We start from the raw sequence: 13,128 nt of genomic DNA, 5'->3' as shown, positions 1-13,128 counted from the left end.
TCTGTCCTTTGTGGTTGGTGAATGTCGCCTTTGGCGAAGGTTTTGAGCGTCTAGAGCGCCATGTCATCTCGGTGAATCAGTGCGGCGCGTCCAGGATAGCCTAAAATCGGTTCAATGTCGCGGCTGTGGTGGCCTTTGATCTTGGCGGCATCTTTGGCGGCATAGGCGGTCAGCCCCTGCCCCAAACGGTGCCCGTTCGCATCGGTGATTTCAATCGGGTCGCCGCGGTTGAACTCTCCGTTTACGGCGGTCACACCTGCAGGCAGCAGGCTCTTACCCGCAGCCAGCGCGCGCGCAGCACCTGCATCCACAACCAGCGCACCCTGGGGTTTCATCGAGTTGATCCAACGTTTGCGCGCGAGCTGTGGCGTGCCTTGAGCGGTGAACCAGGTGGCATTCGCCCCGTTTTCCAACGCCTGAACAGGGCGCATGGCAGAACCTTCGGTGATCGCCATGGCACAGCCGCCTGCGGTGGCGGTTTTGGCCGCCATCAGTTTGGTGATCATGCCGCCTTTGGACAGGCCAGAAACGCCTTCCCCTGCCATGTCTTCGATGTCGGGCGTGATGGTGTCGACCACATCAAAGCGTTTGGCACTGGGATCGGTCATCGGGTTGGCGGAATAGAAGCCATCCACATCAGACAGAAGGATCAGATGATCTGCGCCTGTGGTGAGTGAGATTTGTGCGGCCAGCCGATCATTGTCGCCATAGCGGATTTCATCGGTGGCCACGGTGTCGTTTTCATTGACGATGGGCACAACGCCAAGGCTGAGCAGTTGATCCAAAGTTGCGCGCGAATTGAGGTAGCGGCGGCGGTTGGCGCTGTCCTCCAACGTGACCAAGACCTGTGCGGTGGTGATGCCATGGGGCGCGAGAGCTTCTTCATAGGCGCGGGCCAGACGGATTTGGCCAACAGCGGCTGCAGCTTGGGATTGATCCAGCGTAAGGTCAGTGGCGGGCAGCCCAAGTGCGCCACGTCCCAAAGCGATAGAGCCAGAAGACACCAGCACCACATCGGTGCCACGTGCCTTCAGCATTGCGACATCTTCGGCGAGGGCTTTCAGCCATTCGGCCTTCAATAACCCAGAGGTCCGGTCAACAAGCAGTGCCGACCCGATTTTCACAACAACCCGTTTTGCGTCAGTCAGGGTTGCCACGGTGCCTCTTCCTCATCCGCTGTTTCGTCGATTTTCTGCCGTACGCGGTCATCATCAATCTCGGCGCGCAGGGCGCGCAGCACTTCGGTGGTGCCTTCGTGGCTTGCGCCAGACATGAGCATCACAGGACCGCCCGCAACCGCTTCGAGTTCCTCTTTGAGGAATGCGCGCTCTTCCGCATCCAGCGAGTCAATTTTGTTGAGCACCGTCACGCGCGGCTTGTCAGCCAGAATATCGGCGTAATTGGTGATTTCCTGCACGATGGTTTTGTAGTCCTCAAGCAGCGTACCAGAGGTGCCATCCACCAAGTGCAATAGCACCGCGCAGCGTTCAACGTGGCCGAGGAACAGATCGCCAAGGCCCCTGCCCTCGCTCGCGCCTTCGATCAGGCCGGGAATGTCAGCAACGACAAATTCAACACCATCCACACCGACAACGCCCAAGTTGGGGTGAAGCGTTGTGAACGGGTAGTCCGCGATCTTGGGCCGCGCATTGGAGGTGGCGGCAAGGAAAGTGGATTTGCCCGCATTGGGCAGACCCAGAAGACCCACATCCGCAATGAGTTTCAGGCGCAGCCAGATGGTACGCTCCACACCCGGCTGGCCGGGATTGGCACGGCGTGGGGCCTGGTTGGTGGCCGATTTGAAGTGCAGGTTGCCAAAACCGCCGTTGCCGCCTTTGGCGAGCAGGACGCGCTGTCCAACTTCGGTCAGGTCGGCAATGACAGTTTCCTGATCTTCATCCAGAATCTCAGTGCCCACAGGGACGCGCAAAACGATGTCATCCCCAGTCTTGCCGGTGCGCTGGTTGCCCATGCCGGGCTGGCCGGATTTGGCAAAGAAGTGCTGCTGGTAGCGGAAGTCGATGAGCGTGTTCAGCCCTTCAACAGCCTCTGCCCAGACATAGCCGCCGTTGCCGCCGTCGCCACCATCCGGGCCGCCGTATTCGATGTATTTTTCACGACGGAAGGATACACAGCCGCCCCCACCGCCGCCTGAGCGGATGTAGACTTTGGCAAGGTCGAGGAATTTCATAGCTTTTGTCCTTATGCGGCGCGTGCAGCGCTCATACCTTGCCTTGCGGCAAGGCTCAATCCAGTTTCAGACTGTAGGTCCAGGTGGGGACATTTGCGTCACGTGCCACAGAGAAGCTCTCGGCATCCCCCAGATATTGGAAGCCACAATTCGTCAGCACCCGCGCAGAGGCCGGGTTGTCCTGAAACACGCTGGCGAAGATTGTGCGGCTTTGAAGCGGATTGGCATCGATCAGCGCGCGAACAGCACGTGAGGCCAGACCCGTGTTCCAGAAAGCTTTGCCAATCCAGTAGCTGATTTCCACTTGCCCTTCATCCACACGGGTAAGGCCAATCAGCCCCATGACTTCGGGCTGCCCATCGGCACTGCTGTCAATGGCCCAGACATCCTCAACGCGGTCTTCCGATTGCGCGCGCGCAATAAACGCCTCGGTCGCGCCGGGCGGGATCGGGTGCGGGATGCTGGTGGTCATCCGCGCCAGTTCACGATCTGCGGTGTGCATCTCGATCAGGCCCTGATCAGAGCGGCGCAGCGGGCGCAACACAAAGCGGTCTGTTTCGATCACAGGCTGGTTCACGATGGTATCCAATTTCATGCCTGTTCTCCTCCTCAAAGAACTACGTAAAGCACAGAGGCCACAGTCAGCGCGGCCAAAGTGCGCATTAAATAACGTTCGGCGGGTTTTCCGGCGACGGTCTGGGCGATCTGGTCTCCTGCATAGGTCCAGATCGGATGAAAGACGGCCTGCGCCGCCAAAAGACAGATGGCGATGGTGGCCGTGGCCTGCAACGCCGGTGTCGAAGGTGTTACAAAATTTGTGAAGCCGGCGACGATCATCGCCCAGGCTTTAGGGTTGAGCGGATGCACCAAAAGACCCGTCGCAAATCCGGGAGGCTGGGATACCGCATCGCGGTTTGGATCCAGCCTGAGATTGGCCACTTTCCACGCAAGCCAGCAGATATAGGCCGCGCTCACCCATTTCAGAGCGTCAAACAAACCCGGTACGGTTTCGGCAAGCTCCATCAGGCCAAACCCAAACGGCCAAATGATCAATTGTTTGCCCAAAGCCACACCAGCCACAAATGGCAGAGCGGCCCGAAAACCAAAGCGCGCACCGGTGGCCAACAGCGCCATATTCGCAGGCCCAGGTGTGCCCACCTGACTTGCGGCAAAAACGCCAAAACTGATCACTGCGACGCTCATCGTCTGAATGCACCTTTAAAAAGAAAAAGGGACCGGCTGTTTCGCCGGTCCCTTAAATGTCTCATTACCCTTAAGGTCGGCTTACTCTGCGGCCTCCGCCACTGGCAGGACCGAAATAAAGGTGCGGCCCTTGAGGCCTTTGTGGAACTTCACGTTGCCGTCAACAGTTGCAAAGATGGTGTGATCTTTGCCCATGCCAACGCCTTCGCCTGGCCACATCTTGGTGCCGCGCTGACGCAGGATGATGTTGCCTGGGATCACGTTTTCGCCACCGTATTTTTTCACGCCAAGACGACGACCCGCGGAGTCGCGACCGTTACGGGAACTACCACCAGCTTTTTTATGTGCCATATCGTTAGTCTCCTATACTTCGCTTACTTCGCCAGTTCGGCTGCTTGTGCAACCCACTCAGGCTTTACTTTAACAGCGTCAAAGCTGTCTACGTCAACCGCTGCGAGCTGTGCAAAAGAGGTGATGCCTGCATCTGCCAGCTTTTTCGCTGCTGCCGGGCCCACACCGTTGATTGCAGTCAGGTCATCAGCTGCTGCAGCGGCTGGTGCCTCTGCCTTTGCTTCTGCCTTCGCCGCTTTCTTGGCTGGTTTGGCCTCGGAAGGTGCTGCAACGGAGCCTGCGCCCACGGCTGCTTTTACGCCAGACTTGTCTGCGCCGGACGCAAGAATGTCTGTGATGCGAACCAGAGTCAGTTTCTGACGGTGGCCCACGGTACGCTTGGAGCTGTGCTTACGACGACGCTTCACGAATTTGATCAGCTTTTCGCCTTTGATCTGGTCGATCACGTCTGCCTGCACGGCTGCGCCTTCAACGAAAGGTGCGCCAACAACGGTGGAGTCACCGCCAACCATCAGCACGTCGTTGAATTGGATTTTTTCGCCAGCGTCTGCAGCCAGTTTTTCGACACGCAGGATATCACCTGCCTGTACTTTATACTGTTTGCCGCCGGTCTTCAGGACTGCGAACATGTCCTATTCCTTCGATCTGATCGCGTCCTGTGGCCCCGCCCCCTTTCGGGTTTGGCGTTTGTGGCAATGTCTTACGACGATGCCGCCTCGAACAGCGCGTCCCTTGTCGGGACTGTGTTACAACAAAAACGCGGCGCAAAGTACACACTCCACGCCGGTGGCGCGCTTATGCTTTGGATTTCAGTGTTCGTCAAGCTTTATATTAAAGGCCGATATAGCCCTCAAAGCTCTTGTGCGGGTTGCAAATCGCCCATCCGCACAGCCAGTGCCTGGAAGCGGTTCGCCATAACTTCAAAATGCACCGCATTCATCAGCTCATATACGGTCATCATGGTCGGGTCTTCCAGTGCTTCCGTATATTCAATCAGCTCTTCCAACGAAAAGTCCTGATACGTATAGGCGGCATTGCGCAGGGAAGAGAGCTCTATCTCCGCGTCCATTTCCGCCGCATTTTCCCGCAACGCGGCGCGCAACCCCTCTTCATCGGTACGCAGATCAACGACGCCCGCGTAAGAGGCTGCCAAAATGAAGCGCACCTGAATTTCCAAAATCGCGTCAGAGCCCACGTCTTCTGGGTCAATGGCCACCGTCATACGCTTAAACAGATCAACACGGGGATCATCATTGGCTTCCAAATCTGCAAGCAGCGCGCCACCCACCAACTCTTTCTCTTCATCATCCCCCATGTGGGCGGCGTTTTCGACAGCCACGAGCCGCTGCCCCAAATCGCTTGCATAAAACGCTGCCGCATGGGCGAGACTGTCGTCATCCAGCGTCGCCTCTAAAATGTCCAGGGCACGGTCGTGCATGAATTCGGTGTCAAACACCTCTCTGGTCAGGGCGGTCCATTGCAGGCCAAAATCCTCTTCTTCCAGCCCAAGCAGGATCGGGGCGGAAGAGGCTGACAATGCAATGGATTCAATGGCAACATCAAAGCCTGTGACCTGTAAGAAAGCTTCCACCCGCTCCCGATTGGCGGCCTGTGCAGGGGCGCCAAAAACGCTCAGCCATGCAAACGCACCAGCAACAAAGATATGCGCCAGACGGGACAGAGAGACGGATGACGGGGCCAGAGGGGCGGTGAAACTGTTCATCCGCTTAAGCTAGTCGATTTCGATAGCAAAACAATGCAAATCCCACTTGCACCACATCACAAAGCCGATTAAACGACGCCCTCACCAAGACCACGGTCTATGCGGACGGAGAGGTGCCGGAGTGGTCGAACGGGGCGGTCTCGAAAACCGTTGTCCCTTCACGGGGACCCAGGGTTCGAATCCCTGTCTCTCCGCCATTATTCCTCAAGCATTGTGCTTATTCTCCAGACATGTGACCAATCGCTCAAAATAATCTATTTTAGATTCATCTATAGGTGAAATCTATACCACCATAGATTGCGTTATTTAAAACACACATAGCAACTATCCAGCCTAGCTTAGCTTAAAGGTTTATGCGACCAGAAACGGCTTGGCTATAAACACATCTGCAATCAAAGTGGTTGAAGAATTGTCTAATTTCTTTCAGGTACTTAGGAATTTAGAAATCCATGTGGAATATCGGTCCAGCCGTCGGAAACAATCCGTCGAAGCAATTGCCAGAGCGAGGTCTCTATGGACAGTAGTCAGGTTAAACCAGAAACCAAGATTGGCTCGCTGAGCCAGCAGCATCTGCGAAATCGTCTTTTCGCAGCCATGGCTGTTTTGATGATCCCCTTGGCAGTTGCCAGTGCCGCTTCTGTGTTCTTCCACAAGTCTGCCGCCGTTGGGTCTCACTATGTCTTGGCGTTTGGTCAGCTGCTTGAAGGGGTTGCACAGATAAAGGGCGATTTGGCACAGGTTGAATCTGGCCGAAAAGACGTTTTGGAAGACACCGAGCGCGACTATGCCAAAACACTCGGCCTATTTTCTGCATTGCGCGCAGCTGATCCTGATGGCGACGAAGTCATGGAAGAAAGCACTGCGGAAACGCGGCAAGAGTTGACCGATCGCACGATCGAAGCGGGCATCAATCCGATCGCCTTGAGCCAGCAGCTTGGTTTGTATGGCCATGATATGCCAGAAGATCTGGTTGACCTTTGGGAAGAAGAAAACGAGTGGCAGACTGAAGTGGCGGACGACCTGTCGCTGGAAAGTGCCGTCGCAGCGATCCTTTTGGCTACGGCTGAGATCATTGTTGACGAGAAAACAGATCACGCGAGCTTCACAAAGTTTTGGGCCGCGTATGACAATCTGCCTGCCGACCAGATCGCCCATGTTTCCGCGGTTCTTCGCGAAAAATCCATGCTGGCAGGACGCGCGCCGGTTTACCTGTCTGCTCTTGTTTTGATTATTGCGATTTTTGCTGCGGTGTTTGCCTGGGTCTTTGTTGCTCTGCCTCTCATCAAAGAGATTGTGCGCATGACAAAAGAGCTTCGCCAGGAAGCAAGAGCGGCGCGTGCCTCTGATATGGCAAAAACGCAATTTCTTGCTACGATCAGCCACGAATTGCGCACCCCGATGAATGGCGTGATTGGCGCGGCCCAACTTCTGGAAATGATAGATCTGCCAGACGAAGACAAAGAGTTGATCGAGATCTTGAACTCGTGCGCTGACAATCAGATGGCGCTGATTGAAGAAATCCTGACCTTTGGCGAAATTGAAGCGGGTGCACTGCGCATCAAACCTGAGCCAATGGATGTGACGCAATTCATGAAGAACGCAACCAGCTTCGCCACTGTTCTGGCCAAGAAGAAAGACCTGTCGTTCGAGCTTTCTCTGCCTGAGGATGAGACGATCATTCTTGGAGATGAAAAACGCATGCGCCAGATTGTTGTCAACCTCGTGGGCAATGCTGTGAAATTTACAGAACAGGGCTCTGTCAAAGTGAAGGCAAGCATTGTCCCCTCGGAAAATCCAAACGAAGGTGTTTTCCGTGTGGCGGTGACCGACACGGGACCGGGCATCGAGCCGGATATGCAAACGCGGATTTTTGACCGCTTCACGCAGGGGGACAGCGCATCAAACCGCAAGGCGGGCGGCACTGGACTGGGGCTTTCGATTGCGCGCGGCATCGCGATGGAAGCCAAGGGTGACATCACACTGGAGAGTTCCGTTGGGTTTGGCTCAACCTTTACGTTTGAAATGCCAACCGAAATCATCACTCCCTCAACCAGCACAACAGAGAAAAAAGTGCCTGCAGAATGACAAAGACAGAACTGGCCGCACTAAATCCACGGATTTTGGTTGCCGATGACGAGCCAACCAACCTGAAGATCATGCAACGTATGCTGAAGCACTGTGGTCTACAGTGTGAGGTGGCGCATGATGGTGCTGAAAGCATCGAGAAGGCAAAAACCGGTGTGTTTGATCTTATCCTGATGGACATCAATATGCCGGAAATCGACGGCATCGCAGCCACGCAGGAGATCATGAAACTGTTGGGCCGTGACGCACCTAAAGTGATTGCAGTGACTGCAAGTGTTTCAAACACGCAGAAGAAACTCTGCGAGGACGCGGGGATTGTCGGCTTTGTCGCAAAGCCTGTCAGGCTGGACACTCTGGTGGACGTTATGGCGGAATGCCTTTGCTAAGAATTTCCCGCCTCAACAACTGAAGGCGCTTAACAAAACGCCTGCGTATTTTCGTGTACCTGAAAACTCTGCTGGGCGCCTATCACGTCTAAGGGCGTCAACAGTCAGGCGTCGATTGTGGCAACGATATCTGCGTGCGTGTTTCTGGCGGTGGCGATGACTTCGGTTCCATGGCTCAGAGTTTGGGTCACCGGATCTGCGCGCACAACGCCGCCCGCCTCCTGAACGAGCAAGATGCCAGCCATTGCATCCCACGCGTTCAGATGGGCCTCGAAGAAGCCTTCTGCGCGACCTTGTGCAACGTCCATCAAGCTCACAGCCGCTGAACCGTTGCGCCGATACTCCATACCGGCATCAATTGTGCGCGTGACCAGATCAAGATAGCTCTGCAGCGAGCACCGCCCAGAGCGGCCCAGCAGCAGCAAGGCCTCATCCGCGCGTTGACAATCTGAAACAGTGACTTGCTCATCGTTGCAAAAACACCCATGGCCCTTTTCGGCCCAACACAGCTCGTTGCGTGCCGGTACAAAAATCACCCCAAATGCAATGTCATTTCCTTCGCAGCAGGCGATGGAGATCGCCCAGTCCGGGAGACCCCGCATGTAATTGGCGGTCCCGTCAATCGGATCAACAACCCAAACGCGCTCGCTGTTCCCAGAGAGCCCGTCCTCTTCTCCCAAGACAGCATCATCCGGGAAATGGGCTGCGATCTGGCTGCGTATCAGGGTTTCGACTTTGCGATCGGCCAGCGTTACAAAGTCTTGCAAACCTTTGCTTGCAACAAAGCCTGTTTCTCGCTGCTCAAAAAGCGACAAAGCCAATGCCCCAGCGTCGCGGGCAATCTCTTTGGCAAAATCGAGCCGGGATTTGTAGGATTTAGTCATAACTGCTCAGTGTTGTTTGCCGAAAAATCGGCGTAAGATTTTGAATATAGGTCTGAATTTCGGCATCTGGCTTTTCGATGCGTTGACGCATTTGTGCGACTGCGGCCAGCACTTGTTCTTCGGTGTCCTGGCGCATGGTTGACAACTGATAGGCGCCCCACCCGGCCTGTTCGATGTCGTCACATCCGATCAGTTCGAGGTCATCAGGAAAACGCGTGCCCCAATCCGTGCGCAGCCTGTCCATCACGCCCATCGCCAAAAGGTCTGTCGCGCAGAACACCCCATCAATGTCCTTGGTCGAAAGGCCGAGCATCCCGGCAGCGTCATGGCCTGCCGCATAACTTTGACCGTCGGCAACAAACTCCTGCAACTCGACCCCTTCTTGCGCGCACTTGGAGACAAACGCCTGCACGCGGCCTGTGACCGAATAGGACTCGGTTTTCGGGCGCACAACCGCAAGCCGCCCACGTCGCGTCCGGGTGAGCATCGAAAATGCCAATGAGCCGGCCTGTGCGACATCAATCTGAACCGTGTCCGTGATGTCCTGCATGGCCCCGCGGTTGATCAGTACCAGAGGCATCTGCAGCCGCCGACATTCCTGAATGATCTGAGAGGAAGGCGTGGCCGAGGTGATCAGCACCCCTGCCACATTATAGTTGAGCATCACGCTCACCCATTGTTCGACGTCATCGTTTTCCTCGATCGTCAAAAGGATGGGGCGATAGCCGTGACGAATAAACTCGCGTGCCGCAATCTTAACCTGCTGAGAGCGAAACGGCGTGTCCAACGAGGAGGCAACAATGCCCACCAGATTGGATTGGCGTGTTTGCAAACCGCGGGCCAGAAAGTTCACACGATAGCCAAGTTCATCAGCTGCCTTGAGGACCTTCTTGCGTGACGCCTCAGAAATCTTGGCACCATCTGTGAACGCCCGCGACACCATGGAGCGCGACACCCCTGCCTGGCGTGCAACATCAAAGGAGGTCACCGATTTTTTGGGCTCATCACTCAATGGTCAATCCTTTGCGTCGACAAATATCAGCGAATAGAAATGGTTGGTCCAGATTAACCATGTCAGAAGACGCGTCGACAATTTTTTCAATTATGGAGGGATCATCTCCATTGTAAGCAACCATAAATGGAATACCACGTGACCGTAGTTTCGAAAAGTCTGTCCAGTCATCGTGGATCGTATATTCGATCAATGATGGGGCAAGGTTCGAGATTGTGTCTTCAAGTGTGTCAAAATCCTGCCTGCGCATCATCAGATGGGCCTGATCACTTAAGGCGCGCATGTCTTTCAGCAGCTCTGCATTGAAAGACCAGAAGAACACGCGGTCTTGCAGGCCAAAGGCTTCGACGCGCGCCCACACCAGATCAGCCGGAGCAGATTTGAGTTCGATATAGAGTTTGCCCTCATAGAGGGAAGCCAGCTTAAGAACCTCGTCAAGTGTTGGGATCTTTTCAGCGCGATAGAACGGCGAAAACCAAGCGCCCGCACTCAGGGCGCGCAGCTCTGCTAGCGTGTGGTTGCAAACCGGCCCCTGCCCGTTTGTCGTGCGCTCCAGCGTTGCGTCATGCAGCACGACCAGTTCGTGATCTGCGGTAACATGCACGTCGATTTCAACGTGACTGAAGCCAGCGGCAAAACATGCATGCGCCGCACTGAGAGTGTTTTCAGGTGCGATTTTATTGGCACCACGGTGGCAGATGACCTGCGTGTTATTCCGAAAGCGCACCGGGTTCACCAGCTCAGGCCGATCAGAGCAAATGCCTAGCACGGGTTTGCCGCGCAAATCCGCCATACGCCTTGGGTCTTCCTCGTGCCAGAGCACCACCTTTTTGCCCAATGTGTCGCATTTCTGAAAGAACTCATCCGTCAGAAGATCCTGCGGGCGGGCAAGCTTTTCCCAACATAGGTGGATGATGTCAGCGTCTTTTGACGCCTCAAATGGATCCACGTCAATTGGGATCAGCGCGGCCAGCGGATAAGGGGTCTGCGCCTCTCTCAAGGCGCGCACGGCCGAAGGATCAAACGCGCCAAGAATAGCGCGGGTGATGCCTGCCGCCTGAAGCATGCGCGATGTTTCCACCGAAGCCTCCGGCGCCTTAATATCTGCGTAGATCCCGCAATTGGCCTCCTTGGCCAATGCGATGATGTCGGAAAGCAAGGGCGCCTCGCCCTCACTCACTGCGTCTCGGATCTGGGCATAAGACAGCTGCGCCAACGCACGCCCATCGACAAGCGCGAAATCATGAAAGGCGATCACCTGCCCGTCTGCTGTTTGATGCAGATCGACCTCCCACATGTCCGCACCCAGTTTGGCAGCCAGTGAAAATGCACCCAATGTGTTTTCCTTCGCATAGGCGCTGGCACCGCGATGGGCAATCGACATGGGACGTTTGGGGGAAAGCCAATCAGACATCAGATGCGTGCCCCGTCTGGAGTGAATGCCAATGCATGGTCATGGGAAATGCCCCAGTTTACGCTGTCGCCAAGTTTAAGACGTGGACCCGCCGCTTGAATGGAGCGCAGAACCGATCCATCGGGCAAGGTGACATTATAGAGGTCTTCGCGCCCCTGTGTTTCCACAAAGCTGATCTTACCCGTGATCCCCGTGCCGAACTGTGGGCCAAAATACTCTGGGCGGATGCCCAGTTTGACCGCGCCATTCACTTTGGCGCGCAGACTATTAGCGATGGTAATTTGGCTTTGGCCAACCTGAAACACATCTGCATTGACCTGCGCATCCAGGAAGGAAATCGGCGGGTTGCCAAGGAAGCCAGCCACAAAGGTGTCGACCGGGTCATTGTACATTTGATCCGGCTCGCTGAGCTGAACGATCTTGCCATCTTTCATCAGCGCGATGCGATCACACATTGACATGGCTTCGACCTGATCGTGGGTCACAAGAATGGCGGTAATGCCGGTTTCCAGCTGAATGCGCCGGATTTCAGAACGCATCTCAAGACGCAGTTTGGCGTCAAGGTTGGCCAGCGGCTCATCCAGCAACAGCACGTCAGGCTTGCGCACCAGCGCACGTGCCAAAGCCACCCGTTGTTGTTGGCCACCAGACAACTGCGCAGGCCGACGATCCAGCAATTCAGGGATATGCACCAGTTCTGCAATTTCCGCCACTTTCTTGGAAATGGTCGCATTGTCGAGCTTTTGCACCCGCAGGGGGAAGGCAATGTTGTCGCGGATGTTCATATGCGGATAGAGCGCATAGTTCTGAAACACCACACCCACATTGCGCTGTTGCGATGGCAGGTTGGACACATCGCGATCGCCAAAATGCAGGGTGCCACCGTTCATCCGGTGGATGCCGCAAATGGTGAACAATGTGGTCGACTTGCCGCAGCCAGATGGGCCCAGCAGCGCCATCATCTCTCCGCTTTCAACAGTCAGGTTCAACTGGTCGATGACGGTCAGATTGTCGAATTTTTTGGTGAAGTTTTCGAGCCTAAGTTGCATCAGCCTTTCGAGCCCCCGCCGTAGATATTCATGAGTTTTTTCTGGAAAACCAGATAGATGACGATAACCGGTATGGCGTAGAACAGGCCCACCGATTTGAAGAGATTGAAGTCAGGTTTCGCATCATCAAGGATGAGCGCTGACAGATAAGTCGACAGGACCTGCGCGTCATTGCCAGGTGCAAGCACCAGCGGCAAAACAAACTCAGACCAGCCAGACAGGAAAGAAAAGATCAGCAATGCGGCAAGTCCGGGCTGCACCTGCGGCAGCACCAATTTCCACCAGACCGTGAAACGGCTTGCACCATCCTGCACACCTGCCATCTCGATCTCCCACGGCACTGTGTCATAGAAGCCTTTCATGATCCAAATGCCAAATGGCAACTCCAGAGCAGCCTTCACAAGGATCACCCCCATCAAGGAGTTATAGAGCCCAAGAAACTGCAGGATCAGAAAAATCGCGATGATCAGCGTGATCGTCGGAAATGCATGCAGAACGATCAGGCCTGCCAGAAAGAAACGCCGCGCTGGGAAGTTCAAGCGAGACAGGGCATAGGCCGCTGTCAGAGAAATAGAGGTGACAGCCACCGCCGTTGTGGAGGCAAACACAAATGTGTTCCATGTCACCGCCCAGATAGAAGAGCGACCAGTGGCCGGCTCTTCCCAAAGGAAGCGCCAATGTTCGATCGTGAACATCTGTGGCCAGATCGATCCCGGATAAGGGTTGGTGAATGTGTCCACGATCTGGAACACAAACATGATCAACAGTGGCAAGGACACCAGCGACAGAATGGCAATCACTGGCCATGATTTGAAATTCGCGTTCATGGC

Annotated in this window: 14 protein-coding genes and 1 tRNA gene; 3 read left to right on the top strand and 12 right to left on the bottom strand. The window is 55.3% G+C overall.

The features are described from left to right. Positions 1-50 precede the first annotated feature (50 nt). The 7 genes from proB to PJL69_RS03535 form a co-directional block, all read right to left on the bottom strand. Positions 51-1,157 (bottom strand): glutamate 5-kinase, encoded by a 1,107-nt coding sequence (gene proB, locus PJL69_RS03565; RefSeq protein WP_271308423.1) that lies wholly within the window; start codon positions 1,155-1,157, stop codon positions 51-53. Continuing rightward, on the bottom strand, positions 1,145-2,191 hold the full coding sequence (obgE, locus tag PJL69_RS03560) for a GTPase ObgE (RefSeq protein ID WP_209095712.1): 1,047 nt from the start codon (positions 2,189-2,191) through the stop codon (positions 1,145-1,147). Before obgE ends, proB begins: the two co-directional genes overlap by 13 nt. Positions 2,192-2,246: 55 nt before the next feature. Then, the gene (locus tag PJL69_RS03555) at positions 2,247-2,786 is read right to left on the bottom strand and encodes a GNAT family N-acetyltransferase (protein WP_271308422.1); all 540 of its coding nucleotides are present in this window, start codon (positions 2,784-2,786) and stop codon (positions 2,247-2,249) included. A gap of 14 nt (positions 2,787-2,800) precedes the next feature. Then, entirely contained in the window at positions 2,801-3,394 is a 594-nt protein-coding gene (locus tag PJL69_RS03550; RefSeq protein WP_271308421.1) for a LysE family translocator, read from the bottom strand. 81 nt (positions 3,395-3,475) lie between these two features. Continuing rightward, the gene (gene rpmA, locus PJL69_RS03545) at positions 3,476-3,745 is read right to left on the bottom strand and encodes a 50S ribosomal protein L27 (RefSeq protein ID WP_108890078.1); all 270 of its coding nucleotides are present in this window, start codon (positions 3,743-3,745) and stop codon (positions 3,476-3,478) included. A gap of 23 nt (positions 3,746-3,768) precedes the next feature. Next, positions 3,769-4,374 (bottom strand): 50S ribosomal protein L21, encoded by a 606-nt coding sequence (locus tag PJL69_RS03540; RefSeq protein WP_209095709.1) that lies wholly within the window; start codon positions 4,372-4,374, stop codon positions 3,769-3,771. A 221-nt stretch (positions 4,375-4,595) separates the two neighbouring features. Continuing rightward, a complete protein-coding gene (locus PJL69_RS03535; RefSeq protein WP_271308420.1) occupies positions 4,596-5,468 on the bottom strand; it encodes a DUF2059 domain-containing protein in 873 nt (290 codons plus the stop codon). A 107-nt stretch (positions 5,469-5,575) separates the two neighbouring features. Here PJL69_RS03535 and PJL69_RS03530 point away from each other — a divergent pair. From PJL69_RS03530 to PJL69_RS03520, 3 genes are all read left to right on the top strand, one after another. After that, a tRNA-Ser gene (locus PJL69_RS03530) sits at positions 5,576-5,665 on the top strand. A gap of 316 nt (positions 5,666-5,981) precedes the next feature. Further along, on the top strand, positions 5,982-7,553 hold the full coding sequence (locus PJL69_RS03525; protein ID WP_271308419.1) for a sensor histidine kinase: 1,572 nt from the start codon (positions 5,982-5,984) through the stop codon (positions 7,551-7,553). After that, positions 7,550-7,939: a response regulator gene (locus PJL69_RS03520; protein WP_271308418.1), complete on the top strand. Its 390-nt coding sequence runs from the start codon at positions 7,550-7,552 to the stop codon at positions 7,937-7,939. The genes PJL69_RS03525 and PJL69_RS03520 overlap by 4 nt, the downstream gene beginning before the upstream one ends. Before the next feature lie 104 nt (positions 7,940-8,043). Here PJL69_RS03520 and PJL69_RS03515 read toward each other — a convergent pair whose 3' ends face one another. Genes PJL69_RS03515 through PJL69_RS03495 form a run of 5 tightly spaced genes read right to left on the bottom strand, consistent with a single transcriptional unit; the run spans position 8,044 to position 13,125 of the window. Beyond that, a complete protein-coding gene (locus tag PJL69_RS03515) occupies positions 8,044-8,823 on the bottom strand; it encodes an inositol monophosphatase family protein (protein ID WP_271308417.1) in 780 nt (259 codons plus the stop codon). Further along, entirely contained in the window at positions 8,816-9,835 is a 1,020-nt protein-coding gene (locus PJL69_RS03510) for a LacI family DNA-binding transcriptional regulator (protein ID WP_271308416.1), read from the bottom strand. The genes PJL69_RS03515 and PJL69_RS03510 overlap by 8 nt, the downstream gene beginning before the upstream one ends. Then, on the bottom strand, positions 9,828-11,249 hold the full coding sequence (locus tag PJL69_RS03505) for a glycerophosphodiester phosphodiesterase (protein WP_271308415.1): 1,422 nt from the start codon (positions 11,247-11,249) through the stop codon (positions 9,828-9,830). Before PJL69_RS03505 ends, PJL69_RS03510 begins: the two co-directional genes overlap by 8 nt. Continuing rightward, positions 11,249-12,298 (bottom strand): ABC transporter ATP-binding protein, encoded by a 1,050-nt coding sequence (locus PJL69_RS03500; protein WP_271308414.1) that lies wholly within the window; start codon positions 12,296-12,298, stop codon positions 11,249-11,251. Before PJL69_RS03500 ends, PJL69_RS03505 begins: the two co-directional genes overlap by 1 nt. Beyond that, positions 12,298-13,125 carry a carbohydrate ABC transporter permease gene (locus PJL69_RS03495; protein ID WP_209095698.1) on the bottom strand — a complete coding sequence of 276 codons (828 nt, stop codon included), beginning with the start codon at positions 13,123-13,125 and terminating at the stop codon, positions 12,298-12,300. Before PJL69_RS03495 ends, PJL69_RS03500 begins: the two co-directional genes overlap by 1 nt. Between the last annotated feature and the right edge of the window lie 3 nt (positions 13,126-13,128).

The sequence above is a fragment of the Shimia sp. MMG029 genome, from assembly GCF_027947445.1.
In the GTDB taxonomy this organism is placed as follows: domain Bacteria; phylum Pseudomonadota; class Alphaproteobacteria; order Rhodobacterales; family Rhodobacteraceae; genus Shimia.
Note: the sequence above shows the minus strand (reverse complement) of the source record. Positions and strands in the feature narration are given on the sequence as shown.

Coding starts and splice junctions, on each gene's coding strand:
- obgE (WP_209095712.1), bottom strand. CDS start 2,191: ATGAAATTCCTCGACCTTGCCAAAGTCTACATCCGCTCAGGCGGCGGT.
- PJL69_RS03555 (WP_271308422.1), bottom strand. CDS start 2,786: ATGAAATTGGATACCATCGTGAACCAGCCTGTGATCGAAACAGACCGC.
- PJL69_RS03550 (WP_271308421.1), bottom strand. CDS start 3,394: ATGAGCGTCGCAGTGATCAGTTTTGGCGTTTTTGCCGCAAGTCAGGTG.
- rpmA (WP_108890078.1), bottom strand. CDS start 3,745: ATGGCACATAAAAAAGCTGGTGGTAGTTCCCGTAACGGTCGCGACTCC.
- PJL69_RS03540 (WP_209095709.1), bottom strand. CDS start 4,374: ATGTTCGCAGTCCTGAAGACCGGCGGCAAACAGTATAAAGTACAGGCA.
- PJL69_RS03535 (WP_271308420.1), bottom strand. CDS start 5,468: ATGAACAGTTTCACCGCCCCTCTGGCCCCGTCATCCGTCTCTCTGTCC.
- PJL69_RS03525 (WP_271308419.1), top strand. CDS start 5,982: ATGGACAGTAGTCAGGTTAAACCAGAAACCAAGATTGGCTCGCTGAGC.
- PJL69_RS03520 (WP_271308418.1), top strand. CDS start 7,550: ATGACAAAGACAGAACTGGCCGCACTAAATCCACGGATTTTGGTTGCC.
- PJL69_RS03515 (WP_271308417.1), bottom strand. CDS start 8,823: ATGACTAAATCCTACAAATCCCGGCTCGATTTTGCCAAAGAGATTGCC.
- PJL69_RS03505 (WP_271308415.1), bottom strand. CDS start 11,249: ATGTCTGATTGGCTTTCCCCCAAACGTCCCATGTCGATTGCCCATCGC.
- PJL69_RS03500 (WP_271308414.1), bottom strand. CDS start 12,298: ATGCAACTTAGGCTCGAAAACTTCACCAAAAAATTCGACAATCTGACC.
- PJL69_RS03495 (WP_209095698.1), bottom strand. CDS start 13,125: ATGAACGCGAATTTCAAATCATGGCCAGTGATTGCCATTCTGTCGCTG.